Annotated in this window: 12 protein-coding genes, 2 tRNA genes and 2 rRNA genes (1 of these 16 cut by a window edge); 5 read left to right on the top strand and 11 right to left on the bottom strand. The window is 33.9% G+C overall.

All coding sequences use genetic code 11. The annotated features are described in order from the left end of the window. Window positions 1–251: 251 nt before the first annotated feature. From D1818_RS04870 to thrS, 11 genes are all read right to left on the bottom strand, one after another. Entirely contained in the window at window positions 252–848 is a 597-nt protein-coding gene (locus tag D1818_RS04870) for a hypothetical protein (protein WP_118456666.1), read from the bottom strand. Window positions 849–1,179: 331 nt separating this feature from the next. Continuing rightward, window positions 1,180–2,451, bottom strand: coding sequence for an adenylosuccinate synthase (locus tag D1818_RS04865; RefSeq protein ID WP_118456665.1), 1,272 nt, complete (start codon window positions 2,449–2,451; stop codon window positions 1,180–1,182). Then, window positions 2,451–2,918 carry a Fur family transcriptional regulator gene (locus D1818_RS04860; protein WP_118456664.1) on the bottom strand — a complete coding sequence of 156 codons (468 nt, stop codon included), beginning with the start codon at window positions 2,916–2,918 and terminating at the stop codon, window positions 2,451–2,453. Before D1818_RS04860 ends, D1818_RS04865 begins: the two co-directional genes overlap by 1 nt. A gap of 84 nt (window positions 2,919–3,002) precedes the next feature. Next, a complete protein-coding gene (locus D1818_RS04855) occupies window positions 3,003–5,213 on the bottom strand; it encodes a bifunctional (p)ppGpp synthetase/guanosine-3',5'-bis(diphosphate) 3'-pyrophosphohydrolase (RefSeq protein WP_118456663.1) in 2,211 nt (736 codons plus the stop codon). 128 nt (window positions 5,214–5,341) lie between these two features. Then, window positions 5,342–6,583 carry a M48 family metallopeptidase gene (locus D1818_RS04850; RefSeq protein ID WP_118456662.1) on the bottom strand — a complete coding sequence of 414 codons (1,242 nt, stop codon included), beginning with the start codon at window positions 6,581–6,583 and terminating at the stop codon, window positions 5,342–5,344. A gap of 59 nt (window positions 6,584–6,642) precedes the next feature. Next, the gene (locus tag D1818_RS04845) at window positions 6,643–7,452 is read right to left on the bottom strand and encodes an RNA methyltransferase (protein ID WP_118456661.1); all 810 of its coding nucleotides are present in this window, start codon (window positions 7,450–7,452) and stop codon (window positions 6,643–6,645) included. Between the two features lie 30 nt (window positions 7,453–7,482). Further along, entirely contained in the window at window positions 7,483–10,275 is a 2,793-nt protein-coding gene (locus D1818_RS04840; RefSeq protein WP_118456660.1) for an ATP-binding protein, read from the bottom strand. Window positions 10,276–10,637: 362 nt separating this feature from the next. After that, window positions 10,638–10,982 carry a 50S ribosomal protein L20 gene (rplT, locus tag D1818_RS04830; RefSeq protein WP_027394179.1) on the bottom strand — a complete coding sequence of 115 codons (345 nt, stop codon included), beginning with the start codon at window positions 10,980–10,982 and terminating at the stop codon, window positions 10,638–10,640. A gap of 142 nt (window positions 10,983–11,124) precedes the next feature. Next, on the bottom strand, window positions 11,125–11,322 hold the full coding sequence (gene rpmI / locus D1818_RS04825) for a 50S ribosomal protein L35 (RefSeq protein ID WP_027394180.1): 198 nt from the start codon (window positions 11,320–11,322) through the stop codon (window positions 11,125–11,127). A gap of 68 nt (window positions 11,323–11,390) precedes the next feature. Next, window positions 11,391–11,906, bottom strand: a complete 516-nt coding sequence (infC, locus tag D1818_RS04820) for a translation initiation factor IF-3 (protein ID WP_255424797.1) — start codon at window positions 11,904–11,906, stop codon at window positions 11,391–11,393. 77 nt (window positions 11,907–11,983) lie between these two features. Then, window positions 11,984–13,927 (bottom strand): threonine--tRNA ligase, encoded by a 1,944-nt coding sequence (thrS, locus tag D1818_RS04815; RefSeq protein ID WP_118456657.1) that lies wholly within the window; start codon window positions 13,925–13,927, stop codon window positions 11,984–11,986. Between the two features lie 763 nt (window positions 13,928–14,690). Here thrS and D1818_RS04810 point away from each other — a divergent pair. The 5 genes from D1818_RS04810 to D1818_RS04795 form a co-directional block, all read left to right on the top strand. Next, window positions 14,691–16,214 (top strand): 16S ribosomal RNA (locus tag D1818_RS04810). 164 nt (window positions 16,215–16,378) lie between these two features. Next, window positions 16,379–16,452 (top strand) — tRNA-Ile (locus D1818_RS04805). A gap of 32 nt (window positions 16,453–16,484) precedes the next feature. Beyond that, a complete protein-coding gene (locus D1818_RS25230; RefSeq protein WP_162897261.1) occupies window positions 16,485–16,643 on the top strand; it encodes a hypothetical protein in 159 nt (52 codons plus the stop codon). Window positions 16,644–16,670: 27 nt separating this feature from the next. Beyond that, window positions 16,671–16,744, top strand: a tRNA-Ala gene (locus D1818_RS04800). Window positions 16,745–16,990: 246 nt separating this feature from the next. Beyond that, window positions 16,991–17,772, top strand: a 23S ribosomal RNA gene (locus D1818_RS04795); it runs 2,049 nt beyond the window's last position. Together the 16S and 23S rRNA genes with 2 tRNA genes alongside form the textbook arrangement of a ribosomal RNA operon.

Below are 17,772 nucleotides of genomic sequence, written 5' to 3'. Positions count from 1 at the left end.
ACTCTCAATTCGGGGGTTTTCAAATTCACAGCAAATATACTATTCTTCTATAAGGTAGTAAGAAAAGCTAGTCTTAAAATTGTTTGAAAAGATGTATAGAATCAATGAAATCTAATGTTTGTTCTGCTAAAATTATCTAAAAAATATTATTTCGTATCACTATGTATAGATAAACATTTACGTAATTCTTTATATTCTTGAATTTGTGAAATCTCTCTCAATTAAATAATTATAAAACTAAAATGTAAGTATTAGGATCCAATTAAATTTTTAAAGACATCTTTTAATTTTTCAATCATAGATTTCGCAAACAATCCAGCTAGTATTGACCAAAAAACCAAACTTGATTCCTCTAATCCTTCTGAATTAATTTTAAAGCTTCCTATAGTCTGAAAACCGTAATAAATTATGAATCCCGATAGAATGCCAAGTATCGGTCTTATTATAAAAAAAGAAGAAATTCTTATACTGAATTTGTCTTTAGGTGAATCATTAGGATATTTCAACCCGTTTTTAAATTCCCAACCATTGGCTTTTCGTTGTAGCGCAGAAATTAATGCAGAAATACTACTACCCAGTATTCCAGATAAAATACAGATCCAGATAACTTCTAGAAAAAATATATAATTTAAAAGAATAACTAAAGACGTTAATAGTACGCAAGATGCCAAAATCAGTATAACTAGCCTGAAACGACTCTTTAACATAGTTTCTTCTATAGCTAAAAGTTGTTCTATTTTTTCAATGTGTAGTTTTTGTACTTTTTTAGAAATATTTTCGATTTCCTGTTCTAAATCTAAAACCTGAGATTGAAGTTTTTTAATTTCGTTTGAATTTTCATTGTCCATAATAAGGTTATTTTATGCGGGGAACAATGTTGATAATTTGATTTATATCGAAATACAAATCATTGAGGGATAGTTTAAAGATACAAAATTAAACAAGAGTTGTTTTATCATCATATAAGATTATCGATGAAAACGGTCAAATTATTGAAAAAGGAAAAATGTTATCGGCATTGTCCGGAACTCCAGATAAAGGTTGGAAAATCGTAGTAATGATTTTTCTATAGATGCTTAAGATCTATGTGTAATACAAAACGAAATTGGATATTTTTTTAAAAAAAAATCCCCAAGTATCTAAGAAACTTGGGGATTTACTTTTTGTATTGAAATTTTGTTACCTATGTATTGTCTGAGTCCTATCTGGTCCAACAGAAACAATAGTGATTGGAGTTTCTAGTTCTTTTTCCAAAAACTCAATGTAGTCATTTAATTCTTTAGGAAATTGCGACTTATCATTCATTTTGGTAAGATCCTCCGACCAACCTTTCATCTCCGTATATACAGGAGTTACATTTTCTGGTTCTATATTGTATGGTAGGTGAGTGATAGTTTTTCCTTGATAATTATAAGCAGTACATACTTTTAGGGTTTTAAAACCACTTAATACGTCACCCTTCATCATCATTAATTGTGTTACACCATTTACGTGTACAGCATATTTTAAGGCTACCAAATCTAACCATCCACATCTACGAGCTCTTCCTGTGGTAGCACCGAATTCATTCCCTATGCGTCCCATAGTTTCTCCATCTTCATCAAACAATTCCGTTGGAAAAGGTCCGCTACCTACTCGAGTAGTATATGCCTTAAAAATACCAAATACTTCTTTGATTTTATTAGGAGCTACTCCTAATCCAGTACAAGCTCCCGCAGCAGTTGTGTTAGAAGATGTTACAAAAGGATATGTCCCAAAATCAATATCTAGTAAAGATCCTTGTGCACCTTCTGCTAATATTTTTTTTCCTTCTTTTTGTGCTTGATAAAGATATTCTTCACTATCAATAAAAGTCAGAGATTTTAATGTTTTAACTGCTTCAAAAAATTCATTCTCTAATTCTTCAAGATCGTATTCTATTTTTGCATCATAGAAATCGATCATAGCTTCATGTTTGTTCGCTAGATTACGGTAACGTTCTTTCCAGTCGGTTAATTCTAAATCTCCAACACGAATACCATTCCTACCGGTTTTATCCATGTAAGTAGGACCAATTCCTTTTAATGTTGAACCAATTTTCGCCTTTCCTTTAGAAGCTTCTGATGCGGCATCAAGAATTCTGTGCGTTGGTAGTATTAAGTGTGCTTTTCTAGATATTACTAACTTTGATTTATAATCTAAGTTAAATTTAGCTAGATTATCTAATTCTTTTTTAAAAATTACAGGGTCGATAACAACACCGTTTCCTACTAAGTTAATTGCTTTATCGTGAAAAATTCCACTAGGAATCGTATGTAATACATGTTTAATACCATCAAATTCCAATGTATGTCCCGCATTAGGACCGCCCTGAAATCTAGCTATAATATCATAATTTTTTGTAAGAACGTCTACAATTTTTCCTTTACCTTCGTCTCCCCATTGAAGACCAAGTAATAAGTTTACCGCCATTAGTTTTCTTGATTAGTTGGGTTCTTTTTAGTTCCGTAGAAATACAATGAATGATTTGTAATATCTACATCAAAAATTTCCTCGATTGTTTTTTTTATGGATTGTATTCTTGGATCACAAAACTCCAGAACTTCGCCGCTATCCGTTAGAATAAGGTGATCGTGTTGTCTGTCGAAATATGATTTTTCGTATTGCGCCTGGCTTTGACCAAACTGATGTTTACGTACTAACTTGCAATCTAGTAGAAGTTCTATCGTATTGTATAGTGTAGCTCTACTAACACGATAGTTTTTGTTTTTCATTTTGATATATAGTGACTCAATATCAAAATGCTCTTCACTTTCATATATTTCCTGAAGTATAGCGTAACGTTCAGGTGTTTTTCTATGACCATTTTCCTCTAGAAAACTTGTAAACACATTTTTAACGATGTTTTGATCGTTTTGCGTAGTTGTTTTAGTACTCATAATGCTTAAAAAAGCAAATTTACATTATTTTTTATAAGTGAGAGACCAATTTATAAATACTTATTCATAAAAAAAAAGAAAGACTTATTCTCGTATAACCTTATCAATCCCACTTATTTTGGTAAGATTTTGAATTACTGTTTTTAATGTGTTTTTATTTTTAACACCAACTGTAATTTTACCGGTAAAAACTCCATCATTAGTATCAAAATTCATATTGTAAATTGCTAAATGCATATTGTTTGATATGATTTGGGTAACTTCATTGACAACACCTATATTATCGATTCCATTAAGTCTAATAACTGCTTTAAATACTTCTTGACTAGAGTCAATCCATTTTGCCTGTATGATACGATAAGCATAATTACTCTGCAATTGCAGTGCATTAGGACAGTCTTTTTTATGGATCTTAATTCCTTCGTTAACCGTAATAAATCCAAAAACATCATCACCTGCAATAGGGTTACAACAATTGGATAATTTGTACTCCAGCTTTTCAGAATCTTTACCAAAAACTAATAGATCATACTTAGAGGTAATTTCATCTTTGTTAACAATGTTTTTAGGGTTCCCTCTTCGAATTCTATTCTTGATAAAATTCATAAATACATTACTACGAGTAGTAGCGAACTCTTTGATTTTTTGATTATCAATGGTTCCTATACCTACCCTATAAAAGAGATCTTGGCTAGTTTTAAGCTTGAAGTAGAGTACGAGTTCGTTTACTACTTTTTCGCTCATGGTAATTTTTTGAGAGCGTAGTTTACGTTTAAGTATTACTTTTCCTTCTTCCGCAATTTGTTTCTTTTCATCACGTAAGGCAGATTTTATTTTAGACCTAGCTCTTGCCGTGGTAGCATAGTCTAGCCAGTTAGAGGAAGGTTTTGATTTTGAAGAAGTAATAATCTCTACTTGGTCTCCATTATGAAGTTCATGACTTAACGGAACCAGTTTATTGTTAACTCGAGCACCTCTGGTTCTTAAACCTACTTCGGTATGCACACTAAACCCAAAATCTAAAGCCGTAGCACCTTTTGGTAAAGATTTTAGATCACCTTCAGGAGTAAAAACAAAGATTTCTTTTGCGTATAAATTTAACTTAAATTCCTCTACAAAATCTACTGCGTTGGCTTCAGAGTTTTCTAAAGCTTCCTGTAATCTATTAAGCCATCCATCAAGACCTTGATCCTGTTTTTCTTCTGTATTTTTATATTTATAATGCGCAGCGTATCCTTTTTCTGCAATCTCGTGCATACGTTCACTACGAATCTGAACTTCAACCCATTGGCTGTCAGGTCCAATTACAGTAATATGTAGTGCTTCATATCCCGTAGATTTAGGTTGAGAAATCCAGTCTCTTAATCTAATAGGATTGGGACGATAGTAATCTGTAACAATGGTATAAATTTTCCAAGCAATGAACTTTTCGTTTTCTATGTCATCAGCTTTGTAGATAATTCTTATTGCGAATTTATCATAGACTTCATCGAATGTTATGTTCTGTTTCAGAATTTTACGTCTGATCGAAAAAATAGACTTAGGTCGTCCTTTTATTTCATAATCAAGCCCTTCTTTATCAAGCCCCTCTTTTATTTTATCAGAAAACCTTTTTATATAAGCATCCTGTTCTTCTTTACTCTCCTTGATTTTTTCTAAGATGTCCTTGTAAACCTCTGGCTCTGTATATTTTAATCCTAAATCCTCTAATTCAGTTTTAATATTATAAAGCCCTATTCTGTGTGCCAACGGAGCATAGATATACAAGGTTTCTGAAGCGATTTTCACCTGTTTATCAGGACGCATAGAGTCCATTGTTTGCATATTGTGCAAACGATCTGCGATTTTAATAATAATAACCCTTACATCGTCATTAAGGGTAAGCAACATTTTTCTGAAATTTTCTGCTTGTAGCGAAATATCTTTATCCTTTTTTAAAGAAGATATTTTTGTCAATCCATCTACAATACGTGCAACAGTTTCTCCAAACATTTGCTCAATATCATCTAAAGTATATTCGGTATCTTCAACTACGTCGTGTAATAACGCAGCAGCAATGGAGGTTGCATCTAAACCAATTTCACTAGCTACTATCTTAGCAACAGCGATAGGGTGGAAGATATAGGCTTCACCACTTTTACGTCGCTGATCTTTATGTGCATCTACGGCAATATCGAAAGCCTGTCGTATTAGTTTTTTATCGTCTTTACTGAGATCACGATAACTAATACGAAGCAACTCTTTATATTGCTTTGCAATTTGTTTGTTTTCCTGTTCTATAGCGGCTTCAGTCATACTATAAAGTTTTCTTAGAAAGCCTTTTTTTTAATGTGATTGTGTGTAATATCAATGAATAAAAACTTAGTTTTAATCTTGAGTAATAGTTAAAAATACAATTAAGAATTGTAACCACCAAGTCTATCTTAATTCATTTGTTTTCGTATGTTTTTTATTCTTTGTAAAAGTGGTGGATGTGAGTAATGTATGAATACCATCGCTGGATGGGGTGTTAAATTACTAAGATTGTTTTTGGATAATTTTTTAAGACTATTAATGAGCGCTTCACCATCATAAGAGTTCTTGGCGTAATCATCTGCTTGAAATTCAAACGCTCTAGAAACAATATTCATTATGAGTCCTGTGATTTCGGATATTGGGCTATATAGGATTCCAAAAGCAACCAGTCCAATATGAAAAGAAGGTACAGCTACACCTAATGCTTCAGAAAGTAAAGGATTTGCTATGAAAAGAGATAAAAACCATAATGTAACTCCAGTAAGTAAAATAGATAAAAGAAGATTTATTATTACGTGTCTTTTTTTGTAGTGACCTACTTCATGAGCTAAAACAGCTACGATCTCTTCTTTATTAAGATCCTTGATTAATGTATCGTATAATGTGATTCTTTTTTCACTACCTAATCCAGAGAAATAAGCATTTGCTTTTGTACTTCTTTTAGATCCGTCTATTACAAAAATATCTCGTAACTGAAATCCAACGTTATTAGAATACTCTTGAATTGTATCCCTAAGTTCTCCAGGTTCTAGTGGTGTCTGTTTATTAAATAATGGAACGATAAGTTTTGCATAAAACATATTCATTGCCAATGTAAAAATAGAAATTAGGGCCCAGGCATATATCCAGAAATTTTTTCCTGTAATTTCATAAAACCACATAATCAATGCCAATAGACAACCTCCAACAATAATCATCATGATGATGCCTTTTACTTTGTCAATAAAAAAAGTCTTGGTAGTAGTTTTATTAAATCCAAATTCTTCCTCGATAACAAAGGTTTTATAATAAGCTGCTGGAGTTGATAATATATCACTGCTAATCATTATAATACCGAAAAAAATAAGTCCTACTATAATCGAATTATCCGAAAAACTTCTGGCTATTCCATCTACCCAAGCAAAACCATCGAGAAAAAAGAATAGTAGCATAATAATTAAGGATACCGATGAAGAAACCATCTTAAATTTATAGTTAGCTTTTTTATAAGCTACGGACTTTTGATATTCGTCTTCGGGATATACATCAGAAAGTTCTTCAGGAATACTATTGTTATAATGTCTAGCATTAAGAATATCAAGTAAAGAATCTATAAGAAATACTATTATGATAATAGCAATCAATAGGTAAAACAGCAGGTTTGATGTCATTTGTATAGGTTTGTAGCTTTGGGATTTGTAGGTCAAGAAAGTTAATGATTTTTTAGGTATCAGACAACAAAATTACGTTGTCGTTTTGCTTCAAAAATTAATATTCCTGCAGCTACTGAAACATTCATCGAATCTATAACACCACTCATGGGGATTTTAATGTTTTGGGTAGTGTTTTTTAACCACTCATCGGTTAAGCCCTTATCTTCTGTACCAACGACAATTGCGGTAGGTTTAGTATAATCTTGGGTGTAATAATTTTCAGAAGATTGTAATGCAGCTCCATAAATATTTATTTTTTTATTAGTTAAGAAATTTATAATTTCTAATGTACTGCCAGCAGCAACTTTATTTGTAAACACACATCCAACACTAGATCTAATAATATTAGGGTTATAGATATCGGTTCTTGGGTTTGCTATTAAAACGGCATCAACTTTTGCAGCGTCAGCGGTACGAAGTAGTGCACCAATATTTCCCGGTTTTTCTGGGGATTCTGCAACTAGGATTAATGGGTTGTCTGTATGTAGATCTAAATTGCTAAGGAGTGTTTCTTTTGATTTTGCTATAGCCAAAATACCTTCAGTTGTGGATCTATGAGAAAGTTTTTGATAAATTTCAGAAGTAATTTCAAAATAATCGATTTCAGAACTACTTATTTTTGTAATCGAAAAAACCTCTTCTTTAGAAATAATGGAATCGCAGTAATATATATGTTCTAGTTGATATCCTCCCGAAATAGCAAGGGATATTTCTCTTCTACCTTCTATAAAAAAACGATTTTCCTTTTTACGGACTCTTGATTTGTCCTTAAGCTGGTTTAAGAATTTTATTTTAGGATTTTGGTTACTTGTAATTTGTTTATGCATAGGAACAAATATAGCAAGAGAAGGAGAAAATTATTCATTTTTTAGCTTTAAAGAAGCTAAATTAGTAAGCTGATTTTTGATTTCTAAAATAATTAATGGGTATGAAGTGTCTAGTATATCCATTAGTTGTGAAACATAACCAGAACTAAGTTTTGTTTTTCCATAATGTTCCATTTGTTGAAGAATAGTTGCTTGTTCTGATAGGCCTAGCGTTTTGAAACTTGATTTTAGTTTGTGAGCAAGTTCCGAAACTAATAGTACATTTTTATCTTTTACCGCTGATTGTAATTTTTTATAATCCTTTGGTGTTTCTTCTATAAATATCTGAAGTATCGATTTAATAGTTTCACTATCTCCAGAAAAGGTTTGGTATAGCATAGAAAAGTCACATAATTTTTGATGATCGTTAATTGTGTTACTTCTCAGTATATCCATAGTATTGTTTAGATCTGATGTATTCTTTGTTAATTTAGGTTTTAGATTATATAATAATTCTTCTAGTGCTTTTTCACTGATAGGTTTTGTAAGATAAAAATCCATTCCTGATTCTATCGCGGTTTTTTTAGATTCAGGAAAAACATCCGCAGAACAGGCAACTATAGGTATATTCTTTATTTTTAAGTCATTAGAATTTCTAATACGAAAAGTAGTCTCAGGGCCATCCATAACCGGCATGTGCATGTCCATTAAAATCAGATCATATGAGGTGTTCTCAAGTTTCTCTAATGCAACCTTTCCATTTTCAGCGATGTCTGCTAAGATGTTCCAATTAGAGAATAATTGTTTAATAAAGAACTGATTCATCCTGTTGTCTTCTACAATCAGAACACGCATTCCTAATAAAGAAGTAGTGTTTTTTACTTTTGATTTTGAATCCGAAATGTCTTTGGAAGATGTTAGCTTACTTTTTTTATATTTAATCAAAAACTTAAAATCAGAACCATGATTAGGAGTACTTTCTGCAGTTAGAATACCACCTTGTAATTCGATAAGTTGTTTAGATATCGAAAGTCCTAAACCAGTTCCTTCAATTTTATGTTTACCAGGTTCATGAACCTGGTAGAAGCTATTGAAAATATTATTAAGTTTATCTTCAGCTATTCCTATACCGGTATCTTTTACGGAGAAGTTTATCACGATGTTATCGGATTCTTTTTCTTCTGATTTTATACTTATGATGACTTCTCCTTTTTGAGTAAACTTAATAGCATTACCTAGAAGATTTGTTAAAATCTGATTCAATCTAAACTGATCCCCAATAATAAATTTAGGTAAAGAGGGATCTATAATTGTTTTGTAATTAAGCCCTTTCTCATCAGCTTTGATTCTAAAACCTCTAGAAATGTTATTAATAAGTTCGTGTATATTAAAATCTGTTTCTTGCCAAGTAAGTTTACCAGCTTCTATTTTAGAGAAATCTAAAATATCATTTACTAGTACTAAAAGATTTTCTGCCGAAAACTGAATGCCATCAAGATTTGCTTTATCCACTTCCGGATTAGAAAATTCGCTTTTTTGAAGAATACCTGTGAGCCCCAATATAACATTCAATGGAGTTCTTATTTCATGGCTCATATTGGATAAGAAAATCGATTTGGCTTTTGCTGATTTTTCTGCAAATACTTTTGCCTCTCTTATGTCATTATCAATAATTTTCCTATTTGTTATATCTCTGAAAAAGGCATTGAATAAATAGCCATCCTTTGTTTTGATAGCAATTATGGTGAGTTCTACGTAAACTAAAGTTCCATCTCTTAAGGGGACAGAAGTTTCTACTCTTTTGTTAATCAATTCCCCTTCTCCAGTTGTAATATAATTATCAAAACTACTACGTAATTCTTCTCTTAGTTTATATGGGACAAGAGCGTAAATACTTTGGCCTATAGTTTCTTTTTTACTTACTCTTAGGATAATTTCGGCTTGTTTATTCCAATCTAATACTACACCATCTTTATCTACTAAAATAATCCCATCCAAAGCAGTATCCAAAATTCTAGATTTTAGATGCTCACTATCTTTTAGTTCATCTTCTATTTTTTTTCGTTCAATAATTTCTTTTGTAAGCCTTTCATTAACATCTTCTAAACTATGTAATTGCTTTTGAAGCATTTTCAGCATTTGTTGCTTACTTGGAAAATTGATAAGGTCTTTAGCAAATATATCCTCAGGGATTACATTTAAGGTAGCGGTAAAAGAGTCGAGTAGGTGATAGGATTGGAAATGTTGTTTGTATACACTGAGATATATATTAGCAATAGTGTTCTCGCCCAAACTCTCTTTTATCTTGAGAAATATTGTAGAAGAAAACCTCAATAACTCTTTTCTTCCTTCATTTATCTCTATAGTATTGGAGTGGTCATAAGTGTTTAAATCAGTTTTTATTTTTTCTAAATCAGGGTCGTTAAAAACACCAATTAACTCTAAAGATTTCTCTAAGACATGAATTAGAAATATTTTACAGATGGATAGTTCTTGTCTTTTAAGTCCCTGTAAAATGGGTGTGAAATTTGGATAATTGAATAAAAAACTATGATCAGTACGTATTTTATCTCTTAGTTCTTGTTTGGTGTAATTGTGAACAGTGTTTTTTTCAATTAGATGATCTTCTAGAAGTAGATATAATTCTGGAAGTGATTGGATTTTTATGTCTAAAGAAAGCTTGTTGAAAATTTCTATTTTAGCTTTTACATCCGAAGCATTGGCAGGTTTGTCAATCTCTTTCCAAAGAAAATTTATTAAGTATAGAATGTCTTTTTCCTCTCTACTTAAAGGGGCTTTAGACTTTCTCTTTTTTGGTAGAGTTTTAAACCAATTTTGGATCATGGGGCTTTGTTTTTTTATTGATCACATCTATTCGTAAATATCTAATTTCAAAAATTAGAGTAAGGAGTCATAGATTAATCTTTATGTTTTTCCCCAAAAAAAACACTCATAAAAACAGAATTAAAAACATACCAAACAAAAAATAGTATGTGAAAAGTTAAAGATAAATTATTAAGTCTTCCGTTTGTTTCTAATTCAATCAGGTCAAAAGTAGTAAAAAAATGGCAGTTAATTTTATTTCCAATCGATAAAAAGTTATTTTTCATCGATTAAAAACATATTATATCGTTTAACTGCAATAAAAAACCTCGCTTTTAAAGGCGAGGTTTTTACTATAAGTGAGAAAATATATTATTTAAAAATTACTTTACTTTTTCTACAATAGCTTTAAAAGCTTCTGGGTTATTCATAGCTAAATCTGCAAGAACCTTACGGTTTAATTCGATATTATTAGCTTTTACTTTTCCCATAAATTGAGAATAAGACATACCGTGTATACGTGCACCTGCATTAATACGAGTGATCCATAAAGCACGGAAAGTTCTTTTTTTGTTTCTACGGTCTCTATAAGCATATGACATTGCTTTATCGACTGCATTTTTTGCTACTGTCCAAACGTTTTTACGACGTCCGAAGTAACCTTTTGCTTGCTTAAGAACTCTTTTTCTTCTAGCTCTTTTCGCAACTGAATTTACTGATCTTGGCATAATTTTAAATTTTTTAGTAGTAGGCGGTGCGCCGTGGCGTACTCTTTGTCTTTTATAATTTTAAGACTTACTTTGTGTAAATCTTAAAATCTAAAGGCCCAACTCCTGGGTTTGTAATAATTTTAACCTGATTAAAAAGCGATTACTTTAAACGTAATTGTTCTTTAATACTATTTTCATCGCTTTTATGCACTAACGTAGAGTGCGTTAAAGCTAGCTTACGCTTTTTAGATTTTTTTGTCAAAATATGACTCTTAAAAGCGTGCTTTCTTTTGATTTTACCAGTACCAGTAAGCTTGAAACGCTTCTTAGCACTGGATTTTGTTTTCATTTTAGGCATTGTATCCTTGTTTTTATAATAATCTCACTTATTATCTTTAAAACCTCTTAATGCTAAGAGATTTTTAATTACTTTGTTTTCTTAGGAGCAATAAACATTATCATTCGCTTACCTTCTAATTTAGGCATTTGTTCTACCTTACCATATTCTTCTAATTCTTGAGCAAGTCTTAATAATAATATTTGCCCTTGATCTTTATATATGATAGAACGTCCTTTAAAGAAAACGTAAGCTTTTAGCTTAGCACCTTCACTTAAAAACTTAACCGCGTGTTTTTTCTTAAACTCGTAATCGTGTTCGTCAGTATTAGGGCCAAATCTAATCTCCTTAATGGTAACTTTGGTAGCTTTGGTTTTAAGAGCCTTGTCTCTTTTTTTCTGTTCGTATAAGAACTTTTTATAATCCATTATTTTACAAACAGGAGGTACCGCTTTTGGAGAAATTTCCACGAGATCTAACTCTTGCTCTTCTGCAAGGGCTAGTGCTTTCTTAGTTGGATATACGCCAACTTCTATGTTATCGCCTACAAGACGTACTTCCTCAACCCTAATTTTATGATTGATTCTGTGAGCATCTTCTTTGATTACTCTTAGTGGTTTTTGAGACCTTCTTCTTCTTATTGCTATGACTTTAAATTTTTAAATTAAACTTAATTATTTTACTATCCGTTAAATGGTTTTAACGTTCTACTTATTTCTTCTGTAACTATTTCAGCGAACTTATCAATACTAATCGCTCCAATATCTTCTCCTCCGTGTTTTCTTACGGAGATTGTATTGTCATTTTCTTCTTGTTCCCCCACAATAACAATGTAAGGAATTTTTTTCATTTCTGCCTCTCTAATTTTCTTACCCATTGTTTCATTTCTATGATCGGCAAGGGCGCGAATTTCGTTATTTTCTAACAAATTTAAAACTTTTTCAGCGTATTTTTCATATTTCTCGCTGATTGATAGTACAATAACTTGTTCAGGCATTAACCAAAGCGGGAAGTTACCGGCAGTATGTTCTAATAAAATAGCAATAAATCTTTCTAAACTTCCAAAAGGAGCTCTGTGAATCATTACTGGTCGATGCATTTCATTGTCACTACCTTTGTATTGTAAATCAAAACGTTCAGGTAAATTATAATCTACTTGTATTGTTCCTAGTTGCCAGCTTCTGCCTAAAGCATCTTTGACCATGAAGTCTAATTTTGGACCATAAAAAGCAGCTTCACCGGTTTCGATCACATAATTTAAACCTTTATCTTTTGCAGCGTTGATAATTGCATTCTCAGCTTTTTCCCAATTTTCAACATCTCCGATATATTTTTCAGGATTATCAAGATCTCTTACAGATACCTGTGCAGTGAAGTTTTCAAAACCTAAAGATCCGAAAACATATAAAACAAGGTCAATTACTTTTTTAAATTCTTCATCTAATTGATCAGGTGTACAAAATATATGCGCATCATCTTGAGTGAATCCACGTACTCTTGTAAGTCCATGAAGTTCTCCACTTTGTTCGTATCTATAAACAGTACCAAATTCTGCATAACGTTTAGGTAAGTCCCTGTATGACCATGGACCACTGTTGTATATCTCACAATGATGAGGACAGTTCATAGGTTTTAGTAAAAACTCTTCCCCTTCTGCAGGAGTGCTTATTGGTTGAAAACTATCTTCGCCGTATTTTGCATAATGACCAGATGTAACATATAGTTCTTTTTGTCCAATATGAGGTGTTACAACCATTTCATATCCAGCTTTTTTCTGAGCTTTCTTTAAAAACTGTTCTAATCGTTCGCGTAACGCAGCACCTTTTGGTAGCCATAAAGGTAATCCCTGACCTACTTTTTGAGAAAAAGTAAAGAATCCTAGTTCTTTACCTAGTTTTCTATGATCTCTTTTCTTTGCTTCTTCGAGTAATTCTAGATATTCCTTCAGTTCCTTTTGTTTCGGGAAAGTGATTCCGTATACTCGGGTTAATTGTTTGTTGTTTTCATCTCCTTTATGGTAAGCACCCGCTACGCTCATTATTTTAGCAGCTTTTACAATACCTGTATTTGGAATATGACCACCTCTACATAAATCAGTGAAAGTATCGTGGTCACAAAATGAAATAGTGCCGTCTTCAAGTCCTTCAACTAATTCTACTTTGTATTCGTTTTTGCCTTGATAGTAGGATAAAGCTTCAGATTTGCTTATTGATCTCATTGCGAAATCATGCTTGCCTCGAGCAATTTCCAGCATTTTGTCCTCTATGGCCTTAAAATCTTTTTCAGAAATAACCTTATCTCCTAAATCTACATCATAATAAAACCCTTTTTCAATAGCAGGACCTACCCATAGTTTAACTCCAGGATATAATTCCTCAAGCGCTTGAGCAAGAATATGTGCTGAAGAATGCCAAAAAGCCTTTTTTCCGTTATCATCTCTCCAGGTGAACAAAACTAAATCTCCATCGGTTGTTAATTCTGTTGATGTTTCTATGATAGTATCATTGAATTTTGCCGAAATTACATTTCTAGCAAATCCCTCGCTTATATCTTTTGCAACATCCATAGCAGTTATACCGCTATTGTATTCTCTAACCGAACCGTCCGGCAACTTAATTTTGATCATTGTTTTTCTAAATTAAAGTCGCAAAGATAATACGATAATAAAACCCTCACAATAATTACCGTTATTAAAATAGTAAACATTTTTATTAGCCTTTGAATGAATGTTTTTTGTGTTGCTATATATTAAGGAGTGGGGAAGTAGTCTTTTAGTAAATCTATAGTTGTTAGTTTAGAGGTTGTTTTGTTTTAATTTTGGATTTATTTATTATTTTTCTGTTTGTAAGTTTAATGTTTCTAGGGTGTTATAAAAAGATTAAAATTTTCTTTAAAAAAGTTGTTGATTTAACGGAAAAGGGTTGTATGTTTGCACCCGCAAAACGGGATATTGTTTTTGTTTAGTTCATTGATTAGGATTTTGTTTGTTTACGGTAGTTGAGGGAGTTTTTTAGGGACTCTGTTTGGTTATTGTTCGAGGCTTAAAAAATTATTTTAAATTATTTTAAAAAAGTTTTGGTAGTTTAAAAAGGGGTTGTATATTTGCACCCGCTTTGAGAAACAAGCGAAGTTCATAAGAATAAAAATTATACTGGAGTAGTTTGATTTAGGTCATTTTTGAGGTTCGATTCCTTTTTAATTTACGATTAACGACCAGCAATGAAGATTGTGTTGGGTTCGTTGAAAGAGTTCATTGATATATTGATTGACAGCGCGTATTGCAATTGTATTTATATAATTGTTTTACATATAAGAATTAAGACTAGAAATATTTTTGAGATTACGATTTTAAATTCCTGTTGTTATTGTTAAATAATATTTAAGAATACACGATGAAGAGTTTGATCCTGGCTCAGGATGAACGCTAGCGGCAGGCTTAACACATGCAAGTCGAGGGGTAGCAGGTTGTGCTTGCACAATGCTGACGACCGGCGCACGGGTGCGTAACGCGTATAGAACCTACCTTATAGTAAGGGATAGCCCAGAGAAATTTGGATTAATACCTTATAGTATCCTAAGTGAGCATTCATTAAGGATTAAAGATTTATTGCTATAAGATGGCTATGCGTTCTATTAGTTAGTTGGTAAGGTAACGGCTTACCAAGACATCGATAGATAGGGGCCCTGAGAGGGGGATCCCCCACACTGGTACTGAGACACGGACCAGACTCCTACGGGAGGCAGCAGTGAGGAATATTGGACAATGGAGGCAACTCTGATCCAGCCATGCCGCGTGTAGGAAGACTGCCCTATGGGTTGTAAACTACTTTTATAGAGGAAGAAACAGTTCCACGTGTGGAACTCTGACGGTACTCTACGAATAAGGATCGGCTAACTCCGTGCCAGCAGCCGCGGTAATACGGAGGATCCAAGCGTTATCCGGAATCATTGGGTTTAAAGGGTCCGTAGGCGGGTCTGTAAGTCAGTGGTGAAAGTTTTCGGCTCAACCGGAAAATTGCCATTGATACTGCAGGTCTTGAATCATTATGAAGTGGTTAGAATAAGTAGTGTAGCGGTGAAATGCATAGATATTACTTAGAATACCGATTGCGAAGGCAGATCACTAATAATGTATTGACGCTAAGGGACGAAAGCGTGGGTAGCGAACAGGATTAGATACCCTGGTAGTCCACGCCGTAAACGATGGTTACTAGCTGTTCGGACTTCGGTCTGAGTGGCTAAGCGAAAGTGATAAGTAACCCACCTGGGGAGTACGTTCGCAAGAATGAAACTCAAAGGAATTGACGGGGGCCCGCACAAGCGGTGGAGCATGTGGTTTAATTCGATGATACGCGAGGAACCTTACCAGGGCTTAAATGTAGTATGACAGGTTTAGAGATAGACTTTTCTTCGGACATATTACAAGGTGCTGCATGGTTGTCGTCAGCTCGTGCCGTGAGGTGTCAGGTTAAGTCCTATAACGAGCGCAACCCCTGTTGTTAGTTGCCAGCGAGTCAAGTCGGGAACTCTAGCAAGACTGCCGGTGCAAACCGCGAGGAAGGTGGGGATGACGTCAAATCATCACGGCCCTTACGTCCTGGGCCACACACGTGCTACAATGGTAGGTACAGAGAGCAGCCACTTGGTGACAAGGAGCGAATCTATAAAACCTATCACAGTTCGGATCGGAGTCTGCAACTCGACTCCGTGAAGCTGGAATCGCTAGTAATCGGATATCAGCCATGATCCGGTGAATACGTTCCCGGGCCTTGTACACACCGCCCGTCAAGCCATGGAAGCTGGGGGTACCTGAAGTCCGTCACCGTAAGGAGCGGCCTAGGGTAAAACTGGTAACTGGGGCTAAGTCGTAACAAGGTAGCCGTACCGGAAGGTGCGGCTGGAACACCTCCTTTCTAGAGAAAGACGATACACAGGAATTGTTATTTTAAGGTATTTTTAGTCTTATGCTGTTAATTAATTATTTTTTTAGTATTGAGTACGGAGTATTAAGTATTAAGTAAGGATTGTTTTAGATTTTATCTAAGTACTCATTACTGATTACTCACTACTATAAAACAGTCTCATAGCTCAGCTGGTTAGAGCGCTACACTGATAATGTAGAGGTCGGCAGTTCGAGTCTGCCTGAGACTACGATTTTAGTATAAAGTATTAAGTATGAAGTAATGAGTAAAAAAAAGACTTATTATGGATTATTTAAGGCTTACTACTATGAAATTAAGTTCATTGATTATATTATTGAAAAGGAAATTTTAGAAGTTGGGAAACCAGTTTACAGTACGCAGTTTGCAGTACACAGTACATCAAATCAAACTGATTACTGAATACTTATTACTACTTACTAAAAAGACGGGGGATTAGCTCAGCTGGCTAGAGCGCCTGCCTTGCACGCAGGAGGTCATCGGTTCGACTCCGATATTCTCCACAATTCTTTAGGTATTGGATTGATAGTTTATAAATCACAGGATTCACGTAGTGAAAAAGTATTTATGATCATTGATTTTATATTGTTATTAAGAAAAACGTTCATTGACATATTGATTTAAAGAATACGAGCATTAATTGTTCTAGAGATAGGATGATTAATGATAATAAATTAAAAGAGTGTTTTGTTATCTTTTATCGGAGATAACAAGACGAATAAACTAAAAGAGCAAGTTAAAGCAAAGACGCATAAGCTAATTAAGGGCGTATGGGGAATGCCTAGGCTCTCAGAGGCGATGAAGGACGTGATAAGCTGCGAAAAGCTGTGGGGAGTGGCACATACACTATGATCCGCAGATATCCGAATGGGGCAACCCACTATATTGAAGATATAGTACCTAGAAATAGGGGCGAACCCGGAGAACTGAAACATCTAAGTACCCGGAGGAGAAGAAAACAAAAGTGATTCCGTTAGTAGTGGCGAGCGAACGCGGATTAGCCCAAACCAGTATTGTTACGGCAGTGCTGGGGTTGTAGGACCACGATATAAGATGTATATTGAATTAGAACAGTTTGGAAAGACTGACCAAAGAGGGTGATAGTCCCGTATAGGTAAGATATATTAATTTAGTGGTATCCTGAGTAGTGCGGGACACGTGTAATCCTGTATGAATCTGTGGGGACCATCCCATAAGGCTAAATACTCCTGAGAGACCGATAGTGAACCAGTACCGTGAGGGAAAGGTGAAAAGAACCCTGAATAAGGGAGTGAAATAGATCCTGAAACCATACGCTTACAAGCGGTCGGAGCGCGCCTTGGCGTGTGACGGCGTGCCTTTTGCATAATGAGCCTACGAGTTACTTTTACTAGCAAGGTTAATCCGTTAAGCGGAGCAGCCGTAGCGAAAGCGAGTCTGAATAGGGCGTTTAGTTAGTAGTAGTAGACGCGAAACCGTGTGATCTACCCTTGGGCAGGTTGAAGCTTTGTTAACCCAAAGTGGAGGACCGAACCCGTTGACGTTGAAAAGT

Origin of the sequence: Aquimarina sp. BL5, from assembly GCF_003443675.1 — a bacterium.
Taxonomy (GTDB): domain Bacteria; phylum Bacteroidota; class Bacteroidia; order Flavobacteriales; family Flavobacteriaceae; genus Aquimarina.
The sequence above is the reverse complement of the archived record's forward strand: the minus strand, read 5'-3'. Positions and strand labels throughout refer to the sequence as shown.